28 protein-coding genes, 2 tRNA genes and 1 riboswitch are annotated in these 25179 nt (G+C 71.9%); of the genes, 13 read left to right on the top strand and 17 right to left on the bottom strand.

Features of this window, described 5'->3' with window-relative positions; all coding sequences use genetic code 11:
• Positions 1–69: 69 nt before the first annotated feature.
• The 3 genes from ASE87_RS06365 to msrA all read right to left on the bottom strand — a co-directional run bounded on the left by ASE87_RS06365 (position 70) and on the right by msrA (position 1590).
• Complete coding sequence (locus ASE87_RS06365; RefSeq protein WP_056226964.1) at positions 70–675, bottom strand: single-stranded DNA-binding protein; 606 nt, start codon at positions 673–675, stop codon at positions 70–72.
• A 115-nt stretch (positions 676–790) separates the two neighbouring features.
• The gene (locus ASE87_RS06360; protein WP_043596997.1) at positions 791–1006 is read right to left on the bottom strand and encodes a hypothetical protein; all 216 of its coding nucleotides are present in this window, start codon (positions 1004–1006) and stop codon (positions 791–793) included.
• A 56-nt stretch (positions 1007–1062) separates the two neighbouring features.
• Positions 1063–1590: a peptide-methionine (S)-S-oxide reductase MsrA gene (gene msrA, locus ASE87_RS06355; RefSeq protein WP_056226963.1), complete on the bottom strand. Its 528-nt coding sequence runs from the start codon at positions 1588–1590 to the stop codon at positions 1063–1065.
• Positions 1591–1637: 47 nt separating this feature from the next.
• Here msrA and ASE87_RS06350 point away from each other — a divergent pair, with 47 nt between their 5' ends.
• The 3 genes from ASE87_RS06350 (at position 1638) to ASE87_RS06340 (ending at position 4055) form a co-directional block, all read left to right on the top strand.
• Positions 1638–2657: an aldo/keto reductase gene (locus tag ASE87_RS06350; RefSeq protein ID WP_056226962.1), complete on the top strand. Its 1020-nt coding sequence runs from the start codon at positions 1638–1640 to the stop codon at positions 2655–2657.
• Between the two features lie 132 nt (positions 2658–2789).
• Entirely contained in the window at positions 2790–3086 is a 297-nt protein-coding gene (locus tag ASE87_RS06345; protein ID WP_231567179.1) for a hypothetical protein, read from the top strand.
• Positions 3087–3188: 102 nt separating this feature from the next.
• Positions 3189–4055, top strand: a complete 867-nt coding sequence (locus ASE87_RS06340) for a hypothetical protein (RefSeq protein ID WP_056226961.1) — start codon at positions 3189–3191, stop codon at positions 4053–4055.
• Between the two features lie 70 nt (positions 4056–4125).
• Here ASE87_RS06340 and ASE87_RS06335 read toward each other — a convergent pair.
• The 5 genes from ASE87_RS06335 to ASE87_RS06315 form a co-directional block, all read right to left on the bottom strand.
• A tRNA-Arg gene (locus ASE87_RS06335) sits at positions 4126–4201 on the bottom strand.
• A 56-nt stretch (positions 4202–4257) separates the two neighbouring features.
• Complete coding sequence (locus ASE87_RS06330) at positions 4258–6378, bottom strand: glycosyltransferase family 39 protein (RefSeq protein ID WP_082452428.1); 2121 nt, start codon at positions 6376–6378, stop codon at positions 4258–4260.
• Positions 6375–7673, bottom strand: coding sequence for a bifunctional glycosyltransferase family 2/GtrA family protein (locus ASE87_RS06325; protein WP_056227173.1), 1299 nt, complete (start codon positions 7671–7673; stop codon positions 6375–6377). The genes ASE87_RS06330 and ASE87_RS06325 overlap by 4 nt, the downstream gene beginning before the upstream one ends.
• Before the next feature lie 96 nt (positions 7674–7769).
• Positions 7770–8027, bottom strand: coding sequence for a thioredoxin domain-containing protein (locus ASE87_RS06320; RefSeq protein ID WP_235472236.1), 258 nt, complete (start codon positions 8025–8027; stop codon positions 7770–7772).
• An 87-nt stretch (positions 8028–8114) separates the two neighbouring features.
• Positions 8115–8399 (bottom strand): hypothetical protein, encoded by a 285-nt coding sequence (locus ASE87_RS06315; RefSeq protein WP_043597121.1) that lies wholly within the window; start codon positions 8397–8399, stop codon positions 8115–8117.
• A 95-nt stretch (positions 8400–8494) separates the two neighbouring features.
• Between ASE87_RS06315 and ASE87_RS06310 the strand changes: the two genes are divergently transcribed.
• The 5 genes from ASE87_RS06310 (at position 8495) to ASE87_RS06290 (ending at position 11625) form a co-directional block, all read left to right on the top strand.
• Positions 8495–8959, top strand: a complete 465-nt coding sequence (locus tag ASE87_RS06310) for a MarR family winged helix-turn-helix transcriptional regulator (RefSeq protein ID WP_056226959.1) — start codon at positions 8495–8497, stop codon at positions 8957–8959.
• Positions 8956–10215, top strand: coding sequence for an MFS transporter (locus tag ASE87_RS06305; protein WP_056226958.1), 1260 nt, complete (start codon positions 8956–8958; stop codon positions 10213–10215). Before ASE87_RS06310 ends, ASE87_RS06305 begins: the two co-directional genes overlap by 4 nt.
• A gap of 78 nt (positions 10216–10293) precedes the next feature.
• Complete coding sequence (gene orn, locus ASE87_RS06300) at positions 10294–10914, top strand: oligoribonuclease (protein WP_043596986.1); 621 nt, start codon at positions 10294–10296, stop codon at positions 10912–10914.
• 40 nt (positions 10915–10954) lie between these two features.
• Positions 10955–11027, top strand: a tRNA-His gene (locus ASE87_RS06295).
• A 280-nt stretch (positions 11028–11307) separates the two neighbouring features.
• Entirely contained in the window at positions 11308–11625 is a 318-nt protein-coding gene (locus ASE87_RS06290; RefSeq protein ID WP_056227168.1) for a metallopeptidase family protein, read from the top strand.
• Between the two features lie 12 nt (positions 11626–11637).
• Here the strand turns inward: ASE87_RS06290 and ASE87_RS16475 are convergent, their stop codons facing one another.
• Entirely contained in the window at positions 11638–13263 is a 1626-nt protein-coding gene (locus tag ASE87_RS16475) for a glycosyl hydrolase family 28-related protein (protein ID WP_200925449.1), read from the bottom strand.
• 42 nt (positions 13264–13305) lie between these two features.
• Between ASE87_RS16475 and ASE87_RS06280 the strand changes: the two genes are divergently transcribed.
• Positions 13306–15519 carry an acyltransferase family protein gene (locus ASE87_RS06280; RefSeq protein WP_162235865.1) on the top strand — a complete coding sequence of 738 codons (2214 nt, stop codon included), beginning with the start codon at positions 13306–13308 and terminating at the stop codon, positions 15517–15519.
• 10 nt (positions 15520–15529) lie between these two features.
• Here ASE87_RS06280 and ASE87_RS06275 read toward each other — a convergent pair whose 3' ends face one another.
• The 4 genes from ASE87_RS06275 to ASE87_RS06260 form a co-directional block, all read right to left on the bottom strand.
• Positions 15530–16093 carry an ATP-binding protein gene (locus ASE87_RS06275; protein WP_235472224.1) on the bottom strand — a complete coding sequence of 188 codons (564 nt, stop codon included), beginning with the start codon at positions 16091–16093 and terminating at the stop codon, positions 15530–15532.
• Positions 16086–16880, bottom strand: a complete 795-nt coding sequence (locus tag ASE87_RS06270; RefSeq protein WP_056226955.1) for an energy-coupling factor transporter transmembrane protein EcfT — start codon at positions 16878–16880, stop codon at positions 16086–16088. Before ASE87_RS06270 ends, ASE87_RS06275 begins: the two co-directional genes overlap by 8 nt.
• The gene (locus tag ASE87_RS06265) at positions 16877–18388 is read right to left on the bottom strand and encodes an ABC transporter ATP-binding protein (protein WP_056226954.1); all 1512 of its coding nucleotides are present in this window, start codon (positions 18386–18388) and stop codon (positions 16877–16879) included. The genes ASE87_RS06270 and ASE87_RS06265 overlap by 4 nt, the downstream gene beginning before the upstream one ends.
• A 24-nt stretch (positions 18389–18412) precedes the next feature.
• On the bottom strand, positions 18413–19075 hold the full coding sequence (locus tag ASE87_RS06260; protein WP_056226952.1) for an ECF transporter S component: 663 nt from the start codon (positions 19073–19075) through the stop codon (positions 18413–18415).
• Positions 19071–19179: riboswitch (TPP riboswitch) on the bottom strand. It overlaps the preceding gene by 5 nt.
• Positions 19180–19252: 73 nt before the next feature.
• On the opposite strand from ASE87_RS06260, the gene ASE87_RS06255 reads away from it, so the two are divergent.
• Positions 19253–19651 (top strand): hypothetical protein, encoded by a 399-nt coding sequence (locus tag ASE87_RS06255; protein ID WP_137848104.1) that lies wholly within the window; start codon positions 19253–19255, stop codon positions 19649–19651.
• A gap of 4 nt (positions 19652–19655) precedes the next feature.
• Here the strand turns inward: ASE87_RS06255 and ASE87_RS06250 are convergent, their stop codons facing one another.
• On the bottom strand, positions 19656–20096 hold the full coding sequence (locus ASE87_RS06250) for a hypothetical protein (RefSeq protein ID WP_043597108.1): 441 nt from the start codon (positions 20094–20096) through the stop codon (positions 19656–19658).
• Between the two features lie 88 nt (positions 20097–20184).
• On the opposite strand from ASE87_RS06250, the gene ASE87_RS06245 reads away from it, so the two are divergent.
• Positions 20185–20916: an alpha/beta fold hydrolase gene (locus tag ASE87_RS06245; RefSeq protein ID WP_056227165.1), complete on the top strand. Its 732-nt coding sequence runs from the start codon at positions 20185–20187 to the stop codon at positions 20914–20916.
• A gap of 13 nt (positions 20917–20929) precedes the next feature.
• Here ASE87_RS06245 and ASE87_RS06240 read toward each other — a convergent pair whose 3' ends face one another.
• Positions 20930–21817, bottom strand: a complete 888-nt coding sequence (locus ASE87_RS06240; protein WP_056226948.1) for an NAD(P)-dependent oxidoreductase — start codon at positions 21815–21817, stop codon at positions 20930–20932.
• Between the two features lie 85 nt (positions 21818–21902).
• The gene (locus ASE87_RS06235) at positions 21903–22400 is read right to left on the bottom strand and encodes a CGNR zinc finger domain-containing protein (RefSeq protein ID WP_056226946.1); all 498 of its coding nucleotides are present in this window, start codon (positions 22398–22400) and stop codon (positions 21903–21905) included.
• Positions 22401–22485: 85 nt separating this feature from the next.
• Here ASE87_RS06235 and ASE87_RS06230 point away from each other — a divergent pair, with 85 nt between their 5' ends.
• Positions 22486–23346, top strand: coding sequence for an alpha/beta fold hydrolase (locus tag ASE87_RS06230; protein WP_056226944.1), 861 nt, complete (start codon positions 22486–22488; stop codon positions 23344–23346).
• A gap of 24 nt (positions 23347–23370) precedes the next feature.
• On the opposite strand, the gene ASE87_RS06225 is transcribed toward ASE87_RS06230, so the two are convergent.
• Entirely contained in the window at positions 23371–24042 is a 672-nt protein-coding gene (locus tag ASE87_RS06225; protein WP_200925448.1) for an NUDIX domain-containing protein, read from the bottom strand.
• Between the two features lie 165 nt (positions 24043–24207).
• On the opposite strand from ASE87_RS06225, the gene ASE87_RS06220 reads away from it, so the two are divergent.
• Positions 24208–25146 (top strand): alpha/beta fold hydrolase, encoded by a 939-nt coding sequence (locus tag ASE87_RS06220; RefSeq protein WP_056226942.1) that lies wholly within the window; start codon positions 24208–24210, stop codon positions 25144–25146.
• Positions 25147–25179 lie beyond the last annotated feature (33 nt).

The following is a 25179-nucleotide window of genomic DNA, read 5'->3' as shown; positions in this document are numbered from 1 at the left end:
GGGTCGGCGAGCCGTGTCGAGTCTACGGCGTGCCGACCCGCGGGCCGGGAGCACGGGGCGCTCCGGAGCTCAGAACGGGGCCGGCGCCTCGTCGGCACCGATGGCCGGTGGAGCACCCCAGTCCGCACCCTCGTCCGGGACCGCCACCCGGTCGGGGTCCGACGAGGACGCATCCGAGGCGGAACCGTCCGAGGGACCTCCGCGACCGACCCCACCGTCGCCCTCCGTCCGGGGTGCCACCCCGTCCAGGCCGGAGGTCGCGGCCGGGTCGTCACCACCCGCGGCAGTCGGCGCCACCGGTCCGACGGCCGGGGCGGACGCGACCCGTCGTTCGAACGTCGACCTTCCCCAGACGAGGTCGTGACCGATCGCGTCGGCGTCGACCTCGACCGTCATGCCGCTGCGTTCACCGGACTCCCACGAGCGGATGCGGACCCGCCCGGTGACGACGACCCGCTGCCCCTTGCGGAGACTGGCGAGCACGTTGTCGGCGAGCTGGCGGAAGGCCGTGACGGTGTACCAGTTCGTCTCGCCGTCCACCCACTCGCCCTTGACGCGGTCGTAGCGGCGTTGCGACGAGGCGAGCCGGAAGCTCGAGATGGAGAGGCCTGACTGCGTCACGAGGGCCCGGGGGTCGGTCGCGATGATCCCTGTGAGGGTGATGGTGTCTGTCATGACGGGAGTCTCGCGAAGGCGGGACTCCCCCGGGACGGCACCCGCGCCTCCTTGTGGAGAAGGACGGCGGGGGCCGCTCGGGGGACGACGCGACGCGAGGTCGTCCGCGGACGCCTCAGTGCTCGTGGAACTCGGGGTACTCGGCTCCCGGGCCCAACGCCGCGAACAGGGCGCTCTTGGCCACGGCCAGGGTCGGATAGACGCCGCCGTCGGTCCCCTTCGCGGAGAGGCGCACGGTGAAGTCGCCGTCGCTCCGCAGGATGGTGCCGACCGCGCCTGCCGGGCCCACGGCCACCCAGGTCTGTCGGTGCAAGGTGTTCTGGTCACTCATCGTCGAGCGCCCCTTTCCTCTTCTCTCGGTCGGTCGCGCCGGTCGGCGCGGCCCGTCTACGAGGCGAGCACGTACTTCGCGTACGACTTGCGGATCTTGGTGACCTTCGGCAGAGCGACGGCCGTGCAGTAGCCCTGGCCGGGGTTCTTGGCGAAGAAGTCCTGGTGGTGCTCCTCGGCGTCGTACCAGGTGGGCAGCGGCTCGATGGTCGTGACGACACCGCCGTCCCAGGCCTCGGAGGCGCGGTCGCGGGCCGCCCGGAAGAGCACCGCCTGCTCGTCGTCGGCGGAGAACATCGCCGAACGGTACTGGGTGCCGACGTCCGCGCCCTGCCGGTTCAGCTGACGCGGGTCGTGCAGGGTGAAGAAGACGTCGAGGACGACGTCGGCGGGGATCTTCTCGGGGTCGAAGGTGACCGCGACGGCCTCGGCGTGCCCCGTCCGGCCGGTGCACACGTCGTCGTAGCTCGGCTCCACGGTGTCTCCGCCGGTGTAGCCCGAGACCACCCCGGTGACGCCGTCGAGGGTGCGGTAGACCGCGTCGAGGCACCAGAAGCAACCGCCGGCGAGAACGAATGTCGTCATGCCCGTGAACCTACTCCCGACTCGAGGCCCCGCCCTAGGCTGACCGCATGAGATCACCCTTCACGCCCTACGTCGCCGACGACGCACGGTACTCACGACTCGACTACGTCCGCACGGGCCGCAGCGGGCTCAAGCTGCCCCGCATCTCGCTGGGCTTCTGGAACAACTTCGGTTCCGACCGCGGACTCGAGACCCAGCGCGACATCGTGCTCCGCGCGTTCGACCGCGGGGTCACCCACTTCGACCTGGCGAACAACTACGGCCCGCCCTACGGCTCGGCCGAAGAACAGTTCGGCCGCATCGCCGCGGCGAACCTGCGCCCCTACCGCGACGAGATCGTGGTGTCGTCCAAGGCGGGTTACGACATGACCCCCGGGCCGTACGGCGACGGGGGGTCGCGCAAGTACCTGCTCAACTCGCTCGAGGCCAGCCTCGGGCGGCTCGGCATGGACCACGTCGACATCTTCTACTCGCACCGCCCCGACCCCGAGACCCCGATCGACGAGACGATGGGGGCGCTCGCGACGGCCGTCCGGCAGGGCAAGGCGCTCTACGCCGGCATCTCCAACTACGACCCGGCGCAGACCGAGGCCGCGATCGACGCCCTGGCGGCAGAGGGCATGCCGCTGCTGATCCACCAGCCGCGGTACAACATGTTCGACCGCCGGCCCGAGCGAGGGCTCTTCGACACCCTGCTGACCCGGGGCGTCGGCTCGATCGTGTTCTCGCCCCTGGCCGGGGGCCTCCTGACGAACCGCTACCTCTCGGGCAGTGCTCCCGCGGGCTCGCGCGCGGCCGAGGGCCGGTGGTTCTCCGAGGACGCCCTCGACGAGACCTACCTCTCGCGCGTCCGCGGCCTGAACGAGATCGCGGAGGCGCGGGGCCAGTCGCTCGCGCAGCTCTCGCTCACCTGGGTGCTGCGTCAACCCGCCGTGACCAGCGCCCTCATCGGTGCCTCGTCGGTGGCCCAGCTGGACGACAGCCTCGACGCCCTCGACGGTGCCGAGCTGACCGAGGACGAGCTCGCGGCGATCGAGCCGCTGGCGGTCGACGGCACGGGCCGCTGACCGGACGGCGCGGTGCCGACGGGGCACCGCGCCCTCCGAGGTGTCCGAGGTGCCCGAGGTCGATGTCGGTGGTCACCCCTAGCGTCAAGGGTGTTCTCGACAGCATCGGCCGGATGACCTCAGGAGCACCTCATGACCAGCAGCACCCTCGACCACGCGATCGTCCCGTCTGCCCCGCACGCTCACGCAGGCGTTCCCCTGCCCTCCCTGCGCTCGACCCGGGGCGGCCTGCACCTCGTCCAGGTGCACGACGACCTCGCTCGGGTGACCCGACCCGGCGGTGAGATCGTGGGCTACGTCGAGCGCTTCGACGACCCGCAGGGCGATCGCTACCGCGCCAAGCGGTTCCTGCCCCGTCAGCGTCGCTTCGTCGAGATCGGTGAGTTCTGGAGTCGCGACGACGCCACCGACTGCTTCCGGTTCGCCTGATCCCGATGCCTCCGCCCGGGCACCGTGACGGCCTCCCCGACGGCGGACTCGACAGCATGTCGCAGCCGTGCAACCTTCGACCTCGGCTGTAGTGTTCGCCCCATGCAGTGGTGGAACGATCTCGTCGAATGGCTCTCTTCGGACAACGGGTGGCGTGTCGTCACCGATGCGGTGATCCCCTTCGTCGCCATCGTCGTGGCCGGCGTCGTCGCAGCCCTCATCGGCCGGGCGAGCACGCGGCGAGTCGTGTCGTCGCACGAGGACGAGGCGAAAGCGGCGGCCGTCGCGGCCCTCGTCTCGGCGGCCCGCAAGGGTGCCGTCCACAGCTCGCTCGGGGTCGAGGAGCGTGCCTACGCCGATCACCTCGGCCACGAAGCCGACGTCCGCCTGCGGCTGTTGCCCGCGACCGGCAGCACCCTCGCCGCCGACTGGGCGGCTCACGAACTGGCCGAGATCAAGCGCAACTCGGCGTCCTTCAGCTTCCAGTCCGAGCAGACGCTCGGTGAACTCCGCGACCGCCTCGTCGAGTGGCAGAACCGCCCCGGCCGGGCCAAGAAGCTCTTCCGCGACGATCTCGCCCGCTGGAAGTACGAAGAGGCCGACGTCGACCGAGACACGGCCGCGAAGCAGAAAGCCTGGGAGGCCGAGCAGCGCGCCGCGTCGGCGACCGAGCAGCGACGCACCGAGGCCTCCGCGCCCACGGGTGCCGCCCCCTCGGCGACGCTCCGCCCCGCGGCCCTCGACGATGCCCCGGTCCGGGGTGGCGACGAGGCCTACCGGGCACCCGCGGCTCCCGCCCCGCTGACCGGACCGTCGCCGGTGTCCGCGCCCGAGGCACCCGCCGTCACGTCGGGTGACGCCTCCCACGACGACACGCGTGACGACCCGATGGACGACGAGCGCTACGAGCAGCCGGTCAGTGCGAGCCAGGTCCGCCGCCGCACGGCACCCGAACGCGCGGACGACTGACCACCTGGACGACAGCGCGCCCCCGACCTCGGTCGGGGGCGCGTCGTCGTGTGGGGGGTGGGGTGCTGCGTGGTGCCCCCGGCAGGAATCGAACCTGCGACCAAGAGATTAGAAGGCTCCTGCTCTATCCGCTGAGCTACGGGGGCGAACCCGTCCACGATACCGTGCCCGGCCCGGCGAGCCGGGTCGGGCACGGCGCCGGTCAGCCCAGCGGGCTGGTCAAGTCGTACAGCGTGACCCCGTCGACCTCGATCGAGGAGAAGTTCGCCTCGACCCAGGCCGCGATCTCGCTCGAGGACGAGCTGCCGCCGTTCGACTGCCCGACGGTCCCCCCGACGAACCAATGGATCTGCCCGTCGGCGACGTACTGCTCGAACTGCGCCAGGGTCGGTGACGGGTCGCTGCCGTTGAACCCGCCGACCGCCATGACCGGGTCGCCGGTCGCGAGCTGGTAGCCCGCCGCGCTGTTCGACCCGACGGCCGCGGCGACCCAGGTGTAGCTGTCCGAGTCCGCGCCGACCACGGCGGCGAGCTCGTCGCTGATCGAACCCGAGCCGAGCAGCGAGCCGGCTCCGCCCCCGCCACCGGGGAGTCCGCGCGTGGCCGTACCCGCGCCTCCCGCGGTTCCCGCTCCGGTGCCGGTGCCGGTGCCCGCTCCCCCGCCGGTGCCGCCCGGCAGCTGCGGGGGCGTTCCGCCAGCCGCGCCACCGGGCCCGCCACCAGCGGCTCCACCGCGACCGCCGAAGCCACCGGCGCCGCCTGCGCCACCACCGCCGAACCCGCCCGTGCCACCCGACACGGTCGGGCCGGCCGTGACGATCGAACCGGTGTGGGCCGTCGACACGGTCTCGACCGAGTAGGCCGCCGGAGCCAGCAGGCCGCCCGTGAGCAGCACGGCGAGGGTCGCCGCCGTGAGCGTCCGGCCCCGTCGCGGCAGCAGCACGAGCACGGCGCCCACGACGACGAGCGCGACGACGACGTACCGGAGCCACGGCTGCCAGGACTCCGCCCGACCGAGCAGCACCCAGGCCCAGACGCCCGTGAGCAGAGCCGACGCGGCCAGCACGATCCGGACCCACAACCGGGTCCGTCGTCGCCACAACACGTCGGCCGCAGCCCCGAGGGTGACCGCGACGGCCGGGGCGAGCGCCACCGTGTAGTACGCGTGGAAGATGCCCGACATGAAGCTGAAGACGAGGGCGGTCAGCACCGTCCAGCCACCGAACAGCAACAGGGTCGCCCGACGGGCCGAGGTCCGGTGTCGCCAGCCGAGCAGCACGAGTGCCGAGACGCCGATCACGAGGGCGGCGGGAAGCAACCAGGTGATCTGGCCACCGAACTCGCCCGTGAAGAGCCGGGTGATGCCGGTCTCGCCCCACATGCCCGTCGTGGCAGCGCCGGTGCCGCCGCCCCCGCCCGTCACGCTGCCGGTCTCGTCACCCGTGAGCCGTCCGAGGCCGTTGTAGCCGAAGGTCAACTCGAGGAACGAGTTGGTCTGCGAGCCACCGACGTACGGCCGCATTCTCGCGGGCACCAGCTCGACGAGGGCGACCCACCAGCCGGCCGACACCACGACCGCACCGAGCGCGGCCAGCAGGTGCAGCACCCGCCGGCGCAGCAGGACGGGCGCCGCGACGAGGTACACCCCGGCCAGCACGGGCAGGATGACGAACGCCTGCAGTTGCTTGGTCAGGAAGCCGAAGCCGATCGCCACGCCGGCCCAGACGACCCAGCGGACGCGGCCCGTCTCGACGCCGCGCAGCGTCAGGTACGTGGCGAGGGTCAGCAGCAGCACGAGCAGCGCGTCGGGGTTGTTGAAGCGGAACATCAACACGGCGACCGGGGTCAGGGCGAGGACTCCACCGGCGACGAACGCGGCGACGCCCGAGAAGTGCCGCCGCACCGTGGCCCAGACGAGTCCGACGGTCGCGACGCCCATCAGCGCCTCGGGCAGCAGGATGCTGAACGACGACAGACCGAACACCCGGACCGACAACGCCATGACCCACAGGCTCGCGGGCGGCTTGTCGACCGTGATCGAGTTGGCGGCGTCGGACGAACCGAAGAGGAACGCCTCCCAGTTCTGCGAACCGGCCTGCACCGCGGCCGAGTAGAACGAGTTCGCCCAGCCGTTCGCCGACAGGTTCACCAGGTAGAAGGCCCCCGTGGCGACCAGCAGCGCGAGGAACGCCGGTCGCTCCCACCGTGCCGCGTCCTCACGCCCGCGCACCAGGCGACGGGCGAGCGAACGGAGGCGCGGGCCGGCCGACCCGGACGGCGCGCCTCGATCGGTCAGCGGCACCGGCGTGGTCCCGGCGCTCATCGACCGACCACCGTGACGTCGTCGTCGCCGGCCACGGCGGCGACGCGGGTCGCGAGGTCGGACACGGGGTCGGCGACACCGCCCCGCTCGTCGGCCGGTCCCGGCGTCACGTGCGTCGCCTCCGACCGGAACACCCAGACGCGCAAGAGCACGAAGCGCAGGACGGTCGCGACGAGGTTCGCGGCCGTCAAGACCAGCAGCTCGGCTTGCGCGCCGGCCGCGGGAGCCGCGGCGTGCAGCACGACGAGCGACCCCGAGGTCAGCACCCAGGCGAGCACGAAGACCATCAGCCCTTGCAGTTGGTGTCGCGCCACGCCCGACGCCCCCCGTACCCCGAACGTGAACCGCCGGTTGGCGGCCGTGTTGACCACGGCCGTGACGAGCAACGACACGAAATTCGCCGCCTGGGCCGGCATCACCTGCTGCGCGACGAGGTAGAGCAGCGCGTACGCGGCGGTCGAGGCGACCCCGACGACGCCGAACCGCACGACCTGCGAGAAGAACGTCGGAGGCGCGGGCGGCTCGAACGGACGCCTCCCGATCGCGTCGTACACCGCCTGGACCGGGATCGCGCCCCGGGCGATGCCCGTGCCCACGCGCAGCATCCCCTTGAGGTCGGCGGCGGCCGTGGAGACGATGTCGACCGAGCTGTCGGGGTCGTCGACCCAGTCGACCGGCACCTCGTGGATGCGCAGGCCCGAGCGCTCGGCGAGGATCAGCAGTTCGGTGTCGAAGAACCACCCGGTGTCCTCGACGAGGGGCAGCAGTCGCTCGGCGGCCTCGCGCCGGATCGCCTTGAAGCCGCACTGGGCGTCGCTGAACCCGACCCCCATCGTGCGACGCAGCAGGAAGTTGTAGCTGCGCGAGACGAATTCCCGCGTGCCGCCGCGAACGACCCGCGACGATCGGCTGAGCCGGGTGCCGATCGCGAGGTCGGAGTGGCCGGAGAGCAGCGGTGCCACCAGCGGGCCGAGCGCCGAGAGGTCGGTGGAGAGGTCTTCGTCGAGGTAGACCAGCACGTCGGCGGGCGAGGCCGCCCAGACCTGCTTGAGGGCACGACCTCGGCCCTTCTCGGCGAGGTGGACGGCGGTCACGCACCGCAGGCGTCGGGCGAGGTCGTCGGCGAGGGCCGGCGTGCCGTCGGTGCTGGCGTTGTCGGCCACGGTGATGCGCCAGGTCTCGGTGACGTGGCGGGTCAGATGGTCATGGAGGCTCGTGATGCTGGCCTCGAGGGTGGCGGCCTCGTCGAAGACGGGCACCACGATGTCGAGACGCAGGATGTCGGTGTCAGGCATGGGACCACGATCGGTCGCCACGCCATCAGCGGCCTCGCACCGGTCGATGGCGACGCTGCGGAGATCCTATGAGCCTTCCATGACGGGGCGCCGCGATCAGATCGCGAGGGACAGGGCCCCGAGCAGGCGGTCCAACGTCGGCACTCCCGGCGAGCGGAACACGACCTCGCCGTCGTCCCGGGTGATCACGATGGTCGGCGTGCTGCGGACGTCACGCCGCTCGGCAGCCTCGGGCCGGGCGGCGACGTCGGCCTCGTCGACGACGAGGGAGGGCACGAGTCCCCTCGCCTCGGCCACGACCGCCCTGGCCGCATGGCAGGGCCCGCAGAAGGCGGACGTGTACAGCTCGAGCATCATGCCGGGGACAACGAGGAGGCGCGGGGGAAACTTCCCCCGCGCCTCCTGCGGTCTCGTGCGTCGTCGCGGCCGGAGGCGCCGACGTCAGTTGTCGCGGTCGTCGTTGCGGTCTTCGGGGTCGTCGACGGGGTCGCTGTCCTTCGCGTCGAGCGAGTAGTGCACCTGCAGTTGCTCGCCGACCATCTTCGCCTCGGTCGCGGTGTAGACGATGCCGGTCTCCATGCCGTCGATCAACACGAAGTCGGTGATCTGCTCGTCGTACGAGCCGTCGGTGCTGATGCGGGTGTCGGTGGAGCCGTCGCTCGGACCGCCGTCGAAGAAGACGACGTACTCGGAACCCTCGGCCACGGTGGGCTTGCTGTCTGTCATGACCACAGGTCTACCAGGAGGCGCGGAGTCGGCGCCCAGCTTCGCCGGTCCGAAAAACATAGCCAAGCTATATAGCTTGGCTATACACTCGACGGATGACTTCACAGCCGACAGACATCCTGGAATCACTCCTGACGTCGACCCATCGCCTGACGCGCATCGCCGCGCAGGAGACCGGCCGCACCACCTCGCCCGCCGTCTGGCGGACGCTCTCGATCCTGACGACCGACGGCGAACTCCGTGTCGGCGACCTCGCCCGGGCCAGCCGCGTGTCGCAGCCCACCATGACCAAGCTCCTCCGGGGCCTCGCCGAGGACGAGCTCGTCAAGCGCATCGCCGACACCGACGACTCCCGGGCCTGGCTCATCGCCATCACCGACAAGGGCACGGCGGCGCTCACCGAGTGGCGGGGGCAACTCGCCGACTCGCTCGGCGGCCTCTTCGCCGACCTCGACGACGACGAGTGGGCCGTGCTCGAGCACGCCACCCGCCTGTTGGCCTCGCGGGTCGGCACCCGTGCCGACGTCCGCTCCGACGCCGCCGAGGCGGTGTTCGCGTGAGCGCGCCTGCCTCTGCCTCCGCCCGCACCACGCCCGAACCGAAGCCGAGCATCCTGAAGCAGCCGACCGCCGTGTGGGCCATCGCCTTCGCCTGCGTCGTCGCCTTCATGGGCATCGGCCTCGTCGACCCGATCCTCCCCGCCATCGCGGAGTCGCTGAAGGCCAGTCCGACGCAGACCGAGCTGCTCTTCACCAGCTACCTCGCCGTCACGGGCGTCGCGATGTTCTTCACCAGCTGGGTGTCGAGCCGACTCGGCGCCAAGCGCACCCTGCTGATCGGGCTCGCCCTGATCGTCGTCTTCGCCCTGCTCGCCGCCACCAGCGGCGACGTGTGGTCGATCATCGGCTTCCGCGCCGGCTGGGGGCTCGGCAACGCCCTGTTCATCTCGACCGCCCTCGCGACCATCGTCGGCGCGGCGTCCGGCGGCACGGCCTCGGCGATCATCCTCTACGAGGCGGCCCTCGGTCTCGGCATCGCCATCGGCCCGCTGATCGGCGGGTTGCTCGGCTCGGTCAGCTGGCGCGGGCCGTTCTTCGGCGTCACCACGCTGATGGCGATCGCCTTCATCGCGATCGTGCTGTTCCTGAAGGGCGGCGCCACGGAGAAACCCACGCCGACGGCGCTGTCGGCACCGTTCCGCGCCCTGGGCAACCCGGCGCTCGGTGCCCTCGCCGCGACGGCGCTCTTCTACAACATCGGCTTCTTCGTCCTGCTCGCCTACACGCCCTACCCGCTCGGCTTCGGCGCGCTCGGCATCGGCTTCACCTTCTTCGGCTGGGGCGTCGGCCTCGCGATCACCTCGGTCTGGGTCGCCCCGCTGCTGACCGCACGCCTGCGTCGGACGACCGTGCTGCGCATCGCCCTCCCCCTGCTCGCGCTCGACCTCGTCGCCGCCGCGGTCGTCGTCCGGACGCCGGCCGCCCTCGTGGTCTGCGTGGTGGTCGGCGGCCTCGTGCTCGGTGTGCTCAACACGGTGCTGACCGAGTCCGTCATGGAGGCCACCGACCTGCCCCGCTCGGTCGCGTCCAGCGCCTACTCGGGCGTGCGCTTCCTCGGCGGCGCCGTGGCCCCGCCCGTGGCGACCCTGCTCGCCGACACGATCGCCCCGAGCGCCGCCTACGTGTTCGCCGCCGCGAGCGTCGCCGTCGCCTTCGTCGTCGTGGTGGCCGCGCGCGGCGCCCTGCGCCGGGTCGACGACGGCCCCGAACCGGCTCGCGTCGAAGCCGAGGCCATCGGAGCCGGCGAGGCGATCTGATCCACCGCCACCGCGCCTCCTGCACCCGACCACCGCAGGAGGCGCGGTGCCGGAAGGGCACCGGACTAGACTCGCCCAATGGCTACGAGCAACGACCGACTGGTCTGGATCGACTGCGAGATGACCGGGCTCGACCTCTCGGTCGACGAACTGGTCGAGGTGGCCGTGGTCGTCACGGACTTCGACCTGACGCCCGTGCACCCGGGCTTCACGATCGTCATCAAACCCGATCAGTCCGCCCTCGACAACATGGGTGAGTTCGTCACCGAGATGCACCGCTCGTCGGGGCTCATCGACGAGATCCCGAACGGCGTCAGCCTCGCCGAGGCCGAGTTCGAGGTGCTGGAGTACATCCTCAAGTACGTCCCCACCGAGCAGCACGCCCCCCTCGCCGGCAACACCATCGGCACCGACCGGGCCTTCCTCGCGAAGTACATGCCCCGCGTCGACGGCCACCTGCACTACCGCAGCGTCGACGTGTCCTCCATCAAAGAGCTCGCCCGCCGCTGGTTCCCCCGCGTGTACTTCAACGCCCCCCAGAAGCACGGCGGCCACCGCGCCCTCGCCGACATCCTCGAATCCATCCGCGAACTCGAGTACTACCGTCGCGCCGGCTTCGTCGCCGACCCCGGCCCCACCACCGACGACGTCCAGGCGATCTCGAAGGCCGTCGTGGACGAATGGGCCCCCCGCTTGTAGTAGAGTCTTCTCGTTGCGATCGCCTCGGCAGTCGCGCATGGTGGGTATAGCTCAGCTGGTAGAGCGCCTGGTTGTGGTCTAGGAGGCCGCGGGTTCAAGCCCCGTTACTCACCCGAATAAAATCCCCTGCCCTCCGATGGGCAGGGGATTTTTCGGGCTCCAGGGCCTTCTGGTCGCGGATGCGCGAGCGCATCCACGACGTCGAGGGTCAGGACTTCGCTGCGCTCGTCGCGGCAGGGGGCTCGGAGAAGCGCCCAGCGACAGGCCGTGTGGGCGTGCGAGAGTGAGCGAGTGGACGACTTCCCCGAGAACGGCGACGACGCGCTGGATGCCGACGAACGACACGCGACCGGGATCGACCCGTCGGAGGTGAGCGCCGAGGCGTTCGACGCGATGGTCGTCGACCAACTCGACCTGCTGCCGGACGACATGGTCGACGGGCTCGACAACGTCGTGTTCGTCACGGAGGACCGCCCCGAGGACGGCACGCTCGACCTGCTCGGCCTGTACGACGGCGTCGCCCTCACCGAACGTGGCCAGTACGGCTTCGGCGAGCTACCCGACCGGATCATCGTCTACCGCGAACCGCACCTCGCCGCCGTGGACGACCTCGACCAGCTCGCCGACGAGATCCACGTCACGCTCGTCCACGAGATCGCCCACTTCTATGGCATCGACGACGACCAACTGCACGAACTCGGCTGGGCCTGACGGGGGCCGCCGTCACCCGATGATCTGATACGTGAACCGGTAGGCGTCGGCCGGAAGCCCGTCCGCGAGGTCGCCGACCATTTCGACGTCGAAGGCGTCGGGACGCGAGACGACGAAGAACTGGGCCGACGCCGCCGCGTTCGAGGCCGGACAGATGGAGACCACCGGCGCCGTGGCGAAGGGCTTCGAATACCGGACCCGCACCTGCGTTCCGGGACGACGGGCCCGACCCGAACCGAAGCCGACCGTTCCCCTCAGATCGGAACCCGCCAGGGTGGGAGCCGGTGCGCCGTCGCCGTTCCGCCCCATGGCCGACGCCACCGGCGAGGGGCCGCCGAGGGCACCCAGCAACCGACGCCCGACCGCGAGGTCGCCACCCCAGGCCCAGAGCGGCCGAGCCTCGACCTCTCGTCGGTCGACGACGTCGACGGCCGAGCCGGTCGTGGCGATCCGCGTCGTCGGATCGACGGCGAACCGCGAGCCGTACCCCGCCCCCAACTCGACCCCTGCCTGGGTGAAGCGACCGAGACGGGTGCCCACCAGGGCGAAGTCGTCGCCCTTGGTGAGCCGCACGAGCACGCTCGACGCACCGACCTGGGCGGGGTCGGCCCCCAGCAGGGCACCGCCGAGCAATCGGATGCCCCCGTCGAGGTCGACGCCCCGACGTCGTCTCTCGTCGTGCTCGATCAACGGTCCCGGCCCGCCGTAGATCGTCGGGGCGACGAACTCGACCTGCCGGACGTTGCCGATGCGCACGGTCGCGTCGGTGCCCGAGCCCGCCCGCTGCAGCGTCTCGATGTGCGGGGCGATCAGCCGGATGAACTCGACGAAGTACTCGGCGGTCGAACCCCAGGCGAGATCGAGCGCGACGTTCGCGCTGCCCTCGATGTGGAGGTTCACGCAGGTGAACGTGTTCGTGTTCGACCCACCCGAGGCCGGGGACCGGACGACGACCGCGGCCGCGTCGGCCGACCCGCAGTTGTTGACGAAGAGGTCCGACCAGAGATTGTTGTTGACCCGCTCGACGAGCAGTGCCGTGCCGGTCACGCCGGCCAACTGCACCCGGTCGAAACGGGACTCGAAACCGTTGACGACCTGCACGAGGGGTGCCGTCGAGCCGTTGCCCTGGAGGGTCAGCCCCTCGAGGGTGACGCCGTTGCCGTCGACGACGAACATCGGCTTCGTCGATCGGGCGAGGTGCCGGATGGTGACACCGCCGTCGGTGGAGGCCCCGTACCGACTGACGTCGGCCCCCGTGCCCCGGATCGACACCAGCAGCGGCACCGTCACCGAGTCGACGACGTACGTGCCGGCCGGTACGAGCACACGCCCCCTGACCGCCCTGGCCGCCTCGACGGCCCCGGCGAACGCGGCGGTGTCGTCGGTCCGACCGTCGCCGACCGCGCCGTGGTCACGGACGTCGACTCCCGTGCGATCGTCCGATGCCGCGACACCGGCTGCCGGTGCCGCACCGGCCCCGTCGGTGGGAGGCGCGTCGGCGGAGGGCCCGTCGGCGGCACGAGCCGGTCGGACGGCGGGAGCGACCGCCGCGGCACCGGCCGCGGCGATGCCCGCTGCGCCGACCAACAGGAATCCGCGACGCGAACGGGTCGGATTCTCGGCGAGGGGATCGGTCATGGCGCCAGGGTACACGAGCGTGGGTAATATATGCCTCACCACATGTCGTCAGAAGATCGGGTGCACACCATCGACAAGAACATCGCGCCGCGCCGCCCCGCCCGTGCCCGCGCTCACCGTCTCGACGTCCAGGCGCTCAGGGCCCTCGCCGTCGCGATGGTCGTCGTCGAACACGTCACGGGTCGGCCCGCCGGTGGATTCGTCGGGGTCGACGTGTTCTTCGTCGTGTCGGGGTTCCTGATCACGGGGCTGCTGCTGCGCGAGGCCGACCGGCACGGGCGGGTCTCCCTCGCCGACTTCTGGCGACGCCGCGTCCGCCGCATCGTGCCGGCGAGCGTCCTGGTCCTCCTGGTGGGGACGCTCGTCACCTGGTCCGCCGTCGGCCCGGCCCGGGGGACCTCGGCCGCGGTGGACGCCCTGTGGTCCGCCGCGTCCCTGGCCAACTGGCACTTCGCGGCCACCGGCACCGACTACTTCGCGGCCCAGGGCCCCGAGTCGCCCTTCCAGCACTACTGGTCCCTGGCGGTCGAGGAGCAGTTCTACCTCGTCTGGCCCCTCGTGGTCGTCGCCGCCGTCGCCGTCGCCCGGCGACGGCCCGGCCCGGCCGTCCCGAGGGTGGCCCTGGGGACGCTGCTGCTGGTGCTCGTGGTGGCATCGCTCGCCTGGGCCTGGCAGCAGTCCACGGCATCGCCGACCGTCGCCTACTTCTCGAGCCTGACCCGCGCATGGGAGCTCGCCCTCGGAGCGCTCCTCGCGACGGCGGCCCCCACGATGACCCGGCTCCCCGTCGTCCTCCGTCCGGCCCTGGCGTGGACCGGCCTCGTCGGCGTCGTGGCCTCGGCCTGGGTCACGACGAGCACCGTTCCGTTCCCGGCTCCCGGAGCCCTGCTGCCCGTGGCGGCCACGCTGCTCGTCCTCGCCTCGGGAACGGGCTGCGTCGGCACACCGTGGCTCGGGCCCCTCGCCAGCCGACCGGTGACGATCGTCGGGGACCTCTCGTACTCGATCTACCTGTGGCACTTCGTCGTGCTCGTGGTCGGCACCTCGTTGCTGGGCGACGATCCGGCCAGGCTCTGGCCGACCGTCTTCGTCGCCACACTCGTCCTGTCGGCCTTGACGTACCACCTCGTCGAGCGACCGTTCATCGCCTCCCCCCTCCTCGAGCCGGGAACACCCGGACGCGCCTGGCGACGATGGCGACGAGACCATCGGTCGACGTACCGGCGCGGCGGGGTCGCGCTCCTCGCGGTGGCCGCCGTCACGGCCACCGCCCTGGCCGTCGATGCCGTGCGGCCCACGGCCGCCCCGCCCGTCCTGCCCGCCGCGTCGGCCGACGGACGCCCCGACGACGGGGTCGACGACGGTGACGGCGACGCCGGTGGGGCCGGTGGCACCGACGACCTCGACCTGCCGGCACTCGACGAGTGGTCCGCCGAGGTGGGACGAGCCCTCTCGGCCACCTCGTGGCCCGACCTCGACCCCGGCATCGAGTCCGTCCTCGACCGGACGCGACCCGGCAGCCCCCACCTCGCCTGCGGGGACGCCGAGGCCCAGGGGCGGACGCCCGACGACTGCACGTGGTCCTCCCCCACCGCGACCACCACGGTCCTGCTCGTCGGGGACTCGACGGCCATGCACCACCTCGATGCACTCGTCCCCCTCGCCGAGTCGACCGACGGCGGATTCACGCTGATCAACCGGGCCAAGTTCGCGTGCCCGTTCGTCGACATCCGCGTCCAGAACGACGTCGCCGGCATCCTCGAGTCCTGTCGCGCGCACAACGACGAGACCCTCGCCCTGATCGACGACACGCGCCCCGACGTCGTCCTCGTGACCAACTCCTATCAGACGCTCTCCGAGGACGGAGCGGGCACGATCACACCCGATCGATGGTCCGAGGGGTTCGGCGCCCACGCTCGACGCGCGGCCGCCGCCGCCGGGTCGGTCGTGGTCCTGACCCCGCCACCGGACGACGCCGACATCGCGTCGTGCTTCCGGCGAGGCGGCAGCCCGGTCGACTGCATCTCGCGGACGTCCCGCACGTGGCTCGACCGGGCGGCGGCCGACCGCGAGGTCCTCGACGCGGTCGGCGGGACGTTCGTCGACCTGCGGGTGTTGACCTGCGTGAGCGACCTCTGTCCGGCGTTCGTCGGCACCGTCCCCGTGAAAGAGGACCGCGTGCACCTCACGACGGCCTTCGCGCTCGCCGTCTCGCCCGTGCTGGGCGACCTGCTGCGCGCTCGGCAGGTGCTCTGACGCCCGGGCGCTACCGCGCCTCGACGACCAGGTCGGCGAGGCCCGTCGGCGACCACCGGTCGAGGTGCCGATCCTCCTGGGCAGCCCAGACGTCCCACCACGGCTCGAAGGCGGCACCGTCGCGGTCGAGGGCCCGTCGCCGACGGGTGTCGGCGTCGAGCTCCAGCCACACGCGGACGTCGGCCAGCGCCGAGGAGGCGCGGGTCAAGGCCCCGGCCCCTTCGACGATCAGCGAGACGGCCGGGTCGAGCACCTCCCATGCCGCCGCGCGGTCGTGCTCCCAGTCCCACCGCCGCCATCCCGGGTCGACCGGCGACAAGATGGACGTCTCGACCGCGCGGGACGCCGCCTCGAGCCCGTGCCAGCCCGGGTAGACGTCGTCGAGGTGCACCAGGCGCACGGGTCCGAGCCGGTCGACGGGCCACGCGGCGGCCACCGCACGGCCGAGCGTGGTCTTGCCCGAGCCCGAGCGGCCGTCGATCAACAGGACCACGCGACGCGACCCGACCCGCGCCTCCTCGGCTCGGCGGAGCAGGGCCCCGACGGCGTCGTCGACGACGACCCGCTCAGGCAAGGACGAACTCCCACGTGCCGGCCAGGACGGCCGCGGTCACCGAGGTGGCGGCGATGACGACGCCGAGGGCGACGAGCACGCCGTCTCGCAGCCCGAACGACGACGGACGAGCCCAGGTGCGCGGGGCGTCGCCGCCGAAGCCCTTGGCCTCCATGGCGGTGGCGAGCTTGCTGCCGCGTCGGACCGACAGCACGAGCAGCGAGAAGGCCTGCTGCCCGAACCGCCTCAGCGCCCCGACCGGCCCGCCCGAGTCCGCGACGCCCCGGGCGCGACGGGCCAGGGCGAGCTGCCGCCAGTCGTCCATGAACAGCCCGACCAGACGCAGCCCGGCGAGGCCCCCCAACACGAAGCGTGCCGGCAGTCGCAACACCTGACCGAGACCGTCGGCGAGGTCGGTCGGGTCGGTCGTCGCGAACAGCACGATGCCGGGCACGCCGACGGCGAGGATGCGCAGGCCGATCGCCCCGGCGAGGGCCAGCGACCCCTCGGTCACCGAGAGGAACCCCCACTCGACCACGGACGCCCCGCCGTCGCGTCCGTAGAGGGCGATGGCGACGACCGACGTCGGGGCGGCGATCCAGAGCGGTGCCGTGCGGGCGAGCAGCTGCCGGGCGGACAGACCGGCGAAGGGCAGCAGCAGGGCCTCGAGCAGCAGCGCGGTGCCGGCCGAGACCCAGTCGATCGAGAGCAGCAGGGTGATCGCGAGCACGACGGCGGCGAGCAGCTTGGCGACCGGGTTGACGCGCCCGACCACCCCGGTCGCCACGACCGGGGTGAGGACGCTCATCGGTGCACCTCGGCGGGGTCGGTGCGGCGAGCGTGGGCACTGAGGTCGAGCACGTCGTCGGCGAGGGTCGACGCGAACTCGGCGTCGTGGGTCACGGCGACGACCGCCCGGCCCTCGTCGAGTAGCTCGGCGAGAAGGGCCACGAGTTCTCGCCAGGTGCGGGCGTCCTGCCCGAAGGTCGGTTCGTCGAGCACGAGCATCGACGGGCGTGAGGCGAGCACGGTCGCGACCGAGAGTCGGCGTTTCTCACCACCCGAGAGCGTGAAGGGGTTCGCGCCGGCGAGATGGTCGAGCCGCAGCCGGTCGAGGAGGTGGTCGACGCGCGACGCGACCTCTCTCGGGGACGCGCCCAGCGCCTCCGGACCCACCGCCAGCTCGCGGCGGACGGTCGCCGTCAGGAACTGGTGCTCCGGGTCCTGGAAGACCGTGCCGACCCGGGTGAGCAGCTGCCGGGGCTTCCAGCGGATCGGAGACGGGCCGGCACCGTCGGCGAACGACGGCGTGGCCTCGAGGGCGCCCGCGACGGGGGCGAGCAGCCCGGCGACGGTGAGGGCGAGCGTCGACTTGCCCGAGCCGTTCGTGCCGGTCACCGCGAGGGCACGCCCCTCGGTGACGGTGAGGTCGATGCCCCCGGCGACCGCGCGGCCCTTGGGCCCCTTGTGCCCCACGTCGAGGCCCCCGGCCGTCAGCAGCAGCTCACCGGTCGTGCGCGACCGGACGGGCGCAGGAGGCGCGGCACCGGGGACCCACACCCCCGCGTCGACGAGGCGGTCGCGTTCGGCGCGGAGCACGTCGTCGGGTCGGCCGTCGGCCAGGACTCCCCCGCCCGCGTCGAGCACGACGACCCGGTCGACGACGGGCAGCCAGACCGACACCCGGTGCTCGACGACGACGAGCGTCGCCCCGGTGTCGGCGACGACGCGGGCCACGGCGTCGCGCACCTCGACGACCCCTCGGGGGTCGAGGTTGGCCGTGGGCTCGTCGAGGAGCAGCAGGCCCGGCCGCATGGCGAGGGCCCCGGCGAGCGCGAGCCGTTGCTTCTGGCCGCCGCTCAGCTCAGAGGTCGACGCGGACAGCGGCAGGTCGAGCCCGACGGCGTCGAGGGCGTGGCCGACGCGGCGCCAGATCTCGTCGCGGGGCACGCCCAGGTTCTCGCACCCGAACGCGACGTCGTCGCCCACCCGGGCGAGGACGACCTGCGAGTCGGGGTCCTGCAGGACGAGGCCGATCCGTCCGCGCTGCTCGGCGGGGGCGCGGCCGTCGACGAGCAGGTCGCCGGCCTCGTCGCCCTCGTCGTCGCCGCCCAGCACCCCGGCGAGACCGGCGAGCAACGTCGACTTGCCCGCGCCGGACGCGCCGAGCAGCAGGACGCGCTCACCGGGGGCGACGTCGAGGTCGAGCTGCGAGACGGCGGGCCGGCGACGACCGGCGTGCCGCCACCCCCAGCCCCGGGCGGTGACGCGGGCACCGTCCTCCGGCGCCCACCGTCCGCCGCTCGCCCTGCTCACGGGAAGGACCACGAGGAGGCGCGCCTAGGCCCGGGCGTCCGCCGAGCGTCCCGAGGCGAACCGCGAGAGCGCGCCCGTGCGGGCGAGGCCGCGGGCGGCGAGCCACGAGAGCAGACCGGCGAGGACGGTGCCCGAGACGACCGAGGTCACGACGTAGATCGTCTTCGACCCGGCGGCGTAGGCGGCCGCCGAGGCGAAGCTCGTGTCCATCAGGCCGACGGCGAGGCCGGCGACGGCACCGGCGAGCAGCACCGTGCCGATCCGCCACGACTTGTAGAGGAAGACCGCGAGCACGATCTCGGCGCCCAGGCCCTGGACGATGCCCCAGATGAGCACCGAGAAGCCCCACTGGGTGCCGATCAACATCGAGACGACCGCCGCGACGACCTCGGTGTAGACGGCGGCGCCGGGCTTCCGGATGACGATGCCGCCGAGCACGCCGGCGAAGAGCCAGCCGCCGTTGAGGATGCCCTCGAAGCCGCCCGAGAAGCTCAGGACGCTGTCGATGGGCGTGTAGGCCAGGCCCCAGGCCCAGAACACGACGCCGGCGGCGACGCCGATGACGCTGGCGATCACGATGTCGACGACGCGCCAGCGCCGGGTGGGGGTGGTGCGGGCCTTCGGCGTGAAGCCGGTCGAGCTGTCGCGAGCCGCCGTGGAACGGTTTTCGGGCGTGGACGTGGACATCTGTTCTTCTCCTCCCTGCGCTGGCATGACCCAGATCAGGTTCGACGGTCGAAGCGTGGTTCGCTTCCTCTCAGCCCGGCTCACCGGACTCCCGTGTGTTGTGGGGACGATCATAGCGCCGGGCCGAGGGTCACGGTCACGGCGGCATCGACCGATCGGTCCGCCTAGGGTGGCGGCATGAGTCGGCCTCCCGTCGCACCACCCGCACCTCCGGCGCCCCCGCCGGCTCCGGTTCGCCGTCGGCCACCTCACCCCGCCCGTCTCGTCCTGCCGATCACCTCGGTGGTGCTCGCGGTCGTCACCGGGGTCGTCCCCTTCGTCGTCCTCCAGCCGATGATCCACTCCTACCGCGGCGAGGCGGCGGCGTACGGCATCCACGCCTTCGGCGTCGCGACGGTGGCGTCGGTGCTGTGCTGGGTCCTCGCGATCGTGACCCTCGTCGTCGGTGTGCTGTCCCTCGCGCTCCGACAGCGCCTGATGGGGCTGCCGATCACCGCCGTCACCCTGGCGGTGCTCCTCGCGTTCGCCGGGCCGGTCGCCTACCTGCTGATCGCCCTGTCGGCCGACGCGTACTGACGCGTCAGAGTCCGGCGGCCTTCCGGACGAGGGCGGCGACGGAGGCGCGGGTCGCGTCGTCGGCGCCGGTCACCGCGTACGAGGTCGGCCAGAGGGTGCCGTCGTCCAGCTGGGCACCGTCCTGGAACCCGAGGGTCGAGTAGCGCGTGCCGAACTTGGCGCCGGGTTGGAAGAAGACGACGGCCTTGCCGTCCTCACGGGCGTAGGCGGGGAAGCCGTACCAGGTCTTGGGGGCGAGGTTCGGGGCGTGCTCGGCGACGACCTCGTGCACCATCTGGGCGATCGGTCGTTCGACGTCGGTCATGGCCGCGATGGCGTCCGCGGCGTCCTGCGCCTCGGCGGCCGACTTGTCGGCCAACTTCTGGCGCTTCGCCTCGGCCCGGAGCTCGGCGGCGCGCTGCTTCATGGCGGCCTTCTCTTCTTTGCTGAATCCGGTGTCGGCCATGATCGTGCCCTTCTCGTGCGTGCGTGCGTGCGTGCGTCGGCTCGGTCGGGTCGGCGTACGCCCCATGGTGACAGGCAGGATGGTCGTCATGCACCTGGATGTCACGACCACCGGCGACGGCGACCGTCACGTCGCCCTCGTCCACGGGCTCGGCGCCGACGGTGCGACCTGGCAGCCGATCGTCGACCGGTTCGTCGCGACCGGTTCGTACACGGTCACCACCCTCGACCTCCGGGGTCACGGTGAGAGCGACCGGGCGTCGTCGTACCGGCTCGACGAGTTCGCGGACGACGTCGCCGCGGCCCTGCCCCGGGGCCTGCACGGGGTCGTCGGGCATTCGCTCGGTGGCTCGGTCCTCGTCCGTGCCGTCGACCGGCTGCAGCCTCGGACGGCCATCTACCTCGACCCGGGGTTCTCCCTCGCCCTGCCGACGTCGGGTCTCACCGGCCGGCTCTTCTGGGCCGCGCCCACCATGACGATGGGTGTCGCGGCCCTCGCCCAGGCGCGGAAGAGCGCGCGACTGCGCGCCGGGTACGACGACGCGACCCGCGCCTCCTTGGATCAGGCCCACGCCCGGTTCGACTCGGGCATGGCGGTGGGCGTGTTCCGCGACGTCGCCTTCCACCCCGTCGCGACGACGGAGCCCACGGTGCCCTCGGTGATCGTGCTGTCCGACGACTCCTCCGCCGTCCTCCCCGAGCGTCTCGTGTCGGGCTACCAGCGGGCCGGCTGGCAGATCCGCCGCCTGCCGGGCGTCCACCACGACATGCAGCTCGAGGCACCCGACCGCACCTTCGCGCTGCTGGCGGAGCTGCTCTGACGCTCGTCGGCGGTCAGGCCTTCGGCAGGGCGTGACCCTCGGTGTCGAGGTGGTCCCGCCAGGAGCGCTTCGCCCTCCAGCCGAGCATGCGGGCCGCCTTGGCGGTCGAGATGCCCGACGCGTCGACCCGGTCGAGCTCGCGCACCTCGATCCGGTCGCCGTGGTGCTCTCGGAGGGTGGCGGCGAAGTCGTGGCCGCCGGCGTTGTCGGCTGCGGCGATGTAGAAGACCTCGTGACCCGGCAGGTCGGACTCGGCGGCGAGCAGGAGGGCGTCGGCGAGGTCATCGGCGTCGACGAAGCTGCCGAAGTTGGCGCTGTCGGGGTCCGCTTCGCGCACCTGGGGGCCGAGGTTGGCCTCGTAGTTGCTCTCGTCGTGGACGGTGCTCGGACGGATCGAGATCGCGCGCAGGTCGGAGCGGCGGACGGCGGCGTCCATCAGCTGTTCGCCGAACGCCTTCGAGAGGGCGTAGGGGTCCTGCGGGTGGAGGGGGTGCTCCTCGTCGACCGGCACGTAGTCGGGCAGGAAGGGCCGTTCGGGGAAGAAGTTGCCCACGATGCTCTCGCTCGACACGTTGACGAAGCGGGGCACGCCGAACCGCACGGCCGCCTCGACCAGGTTGAAGGTGGACATCAGGTTGGTGTGGAACACGACGTGGGCCGGGTTCGCGGTGGGCTGCGGGATGGCCGCGACGTGGACGACGACGTCGGCCCCTGCCACCACCGAGAAGGCGGTCCCCGCGTCGGTCAGGTCGCCCATCACGTAGCGGCCGGGTTCGACGACGCCCGAGTCGAAGACGGGCCGGACGAGGTCGACGCCGAGGACGTCGTGCCCGGCCTCGACGAACCGGCGGACGGCGGCACGGCCGACCTTGCCGCGTGATCCCGTGATGACGACCTTCACGACGCGCTCCCTCGAACGAGGGATGCGCCGAGGGCCGGTGCATCCACCGGGGCGACGCTACGCGCGCAGCCCTCAGGAGGCACGCTCAGTCCTTCGCGCGGCGTGCGTGGGCCCGCGCCTTCATCCGGTTGCCGCAGGTCGCCATGGAGCACCACTTCGCCGTGCCGGGACGGCTGTGGTCCACCAGGAACAGGTTGCACTCGTCGTTCGCGCAGGCACGGAGGCGCCCGGGCAGCGTCGAGGTCACGCTCGACCACGCCGACACGGCTGCGACCGCGAGTCGGTCGTCGTCGGGCACCCGGAGTTCCCAGACGACGCCGTCCCGGGTCGTCCGCGGGATCTGCACGGTCCGGTCCATGACGTCGGCGAGCTCGGCGACGGCCCCGTCGTCGCCACCGCGGACGACGGCGTGCAGGGCCTCTCGCACGCGCCTGAGCTGGGCGACCTCGCCCGATGAGCCCGTGCCACCCCAGGTCCGCACCAGATCTCGCCCTGCCGCGCCCTCGAGGGCGTCCGTCGGGACGCCGTCGACCACCGGTGCGCTGTTCAGCACGGCCAGGAGCAGCTCTTCGTCGCGAAACACGTCTCCCTGCTCTCTCGCACCGTCCGGCGCATCTCGACCATGCTACCGTCGGGATAACCACTAAAACAATCCAAAGGGGTTAGACATGGTCACCGTCCACCACCGCACCGCCTCCGTCGATGGGCTCGACGTCTTCTACCGCGATGCCGGCCCCGCCGACGCGCCCGTTCTCGTCCTCCTGCACGGCTACCCCACGAGCTCGCACATGTTCCGCCACCTCATCCCCGCTCTGGCCGACCGGTACCGCGTCATCGCCCCCGACCACATCGGTTTCGGCCGCTCCTCCGCTCCGTCGGTCGACGAGTTCGAGTACACCTTCGAGGCCCTGGCGCGGGTGACCGGTCGTTTCCTGTCGACCATCGGCGTCGCGCGGTACGCGATCTACGTGCAGGACTACGGCGCCCCCGTCGGGTGGCGCCTCGCGCTGGCCGAGCCCCATGCGGTCACCGCTGTCGTCTCGCAGAACGGCAACGCGTACGAAGAAGGCTTCGTGCCGAGTTTCTGGGACCCGATCTGGGCCGACGCCGCCGAACGGACGTCCGAGACGCGCGACGCGCTCCGACCCGCCCTGGGCCGCGAGGCGGTCGAGTGGCAGTACACCCACGGCGTGCCGGACCCCACATCCGTCGACCCCGATGCCTGGGAACACGACCTCGCGCTCCTCGCCCGGCCGGGACAGGACGACGTCCAACTGGCACTCTTCCGCGACTACGCCACCAACCGCGTCCTGTACCCCGCCGTGCACTCCTGGCTCCGCGCCTCCCGCGTCCCGGTCCTCGCGATCTGGGGCCGCAACGACGAGATCTTCGATGCCGCCGGTGCGGGTGCCTTCACCCGCGACGCCCCGGACGCTCGCGTCGAGCTCGTCGACGGTGGACACTTCCTGCTCGAGTCACACCTCGATCTGGTCGCGGCCACGATCCGGGAGTGGCTCCCGAAGACGTGATCCGGACCACCCGCGGCCACCCGCTCAGGACGGGAAGGCGAGTCGGCCCGGGTTCAGGGCGGCCCACTGGAGCAGCATGATCGTCTTGCCGTCCACGATGCGCCCGTCGGTGATCATGTCGAGCGCGTCCCGGATCGGCAGCTCGATCACCTCGATGTCCTCCCCTTCCTCCTCGACACCACCCCCGTCACCGGTGCGATCCGCCGCAGAGTAGGGGGCGGCGTAGAAGTGCACCCGCTCGGTGACCGAGCCCGGGCTCATGTAGGCGTCGAAGACGTGGATCAGGTCACCGACCTCGACGCCCGTCTCCTCCTGCGCCTCGCGGCGGATCGCGGTCTCGGGGTCGTCCTCGTCGAGCAGGCCGGCGGCGGTCTCGATCAACATGCCGTCGGGATGGTCGTTGACGTAGGCGGGGAACCGGAACTGCCGAGTCAGGAGGACCGTGCCCCGACGCGGGTCGAACAGGAGGATCGTCGCCCCGTTGCCGCGGTCGTACGTCTCGCGCTGCTGGGTCGACCACCGCCCGTCACGACCCCTCACGTCGAAGGTGGTGCGGCGGAGCACGTGCCACCCGTCCGAGGTCACCTCGACGTCACGGACCACGACGTCGGGGTTGCGGGTCAGATCGCGGCCGGTCAGGTCGAGACCCGTCCGTCCACGACCGTCGGGGGAACGAGAGCCACGGGAGTCAATCACCCCACGAAAGTAACGGAGAGCGACGACCCGCGAGGGAGAAGAGGACCGTCGATGACATCCGTCACGGGATGTGGTGACGCCTCGGCACTTCTCGAGGACGTCGCCCTCTGGTGTGCTTCCGGACGAGCGTTCGGACCCGACTCGAACGCCCGGAGAGAGGACCTCGTGCGTACATCCCTGAAGGTGACCCTGTGGACCGTCGGCGCCCTCGTGGCCGTGCCCGTCCTGACGCTGACGACGACGTCGATCGTCGACCTGGTCGCCACGAGGTCGGAGCTGGCCGCCATCACGCCGTACGGCGAGCTCGTGCCCGTCGACGGGAAAGAGATGAACGTCGTCGTCAGCGGGTCCGGAGCGGACACGATCGTCCTGCTGCCGGGCCTCGGCACGGCGGCACCCGGCCTGGACTTCGGGCCGCTCGTCTCCGAGCTCGACGACACCCATCGCGTCGTCGCCGTCGAGCCGTTCGGCTCCGGGCTGAGCGACCAGACCGACTCACCCCGGACGGCAGAGAACATCGCGGGCGAGGTGCACGAGGCGCTGGGCCAGTTGGGCATCGACCGCTACGCGCTCATGGGGCACTCGATCTCGGGCGTCTACGCCCTCGAATACAGCCGACTCTTCGCGAGCGAGGTCACCGCGTTCATCGGGATCGACAGCAGCGTCCCCGACCAGCCCGGCGCGGAGGACCCCGTGCCGACCGACGGGACGGCCTTGCTTCGCAGCCTCGGTGTGCTCCGCGTGGCGAGCGCTCTCGCCGGCGACACCTACGCGGGGCTGCCGTACGACGAGGGCACGAAAGAGCAGATGCGCTTCCTCACCACGAAGAACTCGACCGCTCCGACCCTGCTCGACGAGATGGACCACACCGCGAGCAACTTCGCGTCGGTCAGCGGACGGACGTTCCCGGCGGACCTTCCCGTCCTCCTCTTCGTCGCGCAGGACGACGCCGACCCCGACGCCGGCGGCTGGCTCGAGTTGCACGAGAACCAGGCCGCGAGCGTGGTCCGCGGCCAGGTCGTCGCGCTCGAGGGAGACCACTACCTGCACCACACGCAGGCGACCCGCATCGCCGCGGACACCGACGAGTTCCTCGCCGGATGAGCCAGAACGGGAGGGGTGAAGGTCACGGCGGGG

The organism is Frigoribacterium sp. Leaf44, from assembly GCF_001421865.1.
In the GTDB taxonomy this organism is placed as follows: Bacteria; Actinomycetota; Actinomycetes; order Actinomycetales; family Microbacteriaceae; genus Frigoribacterium.
Note: the sequence above shows the minus strand (reverse complement) of the source record. Positions and strands in the feature narration are given on the sequence as shown.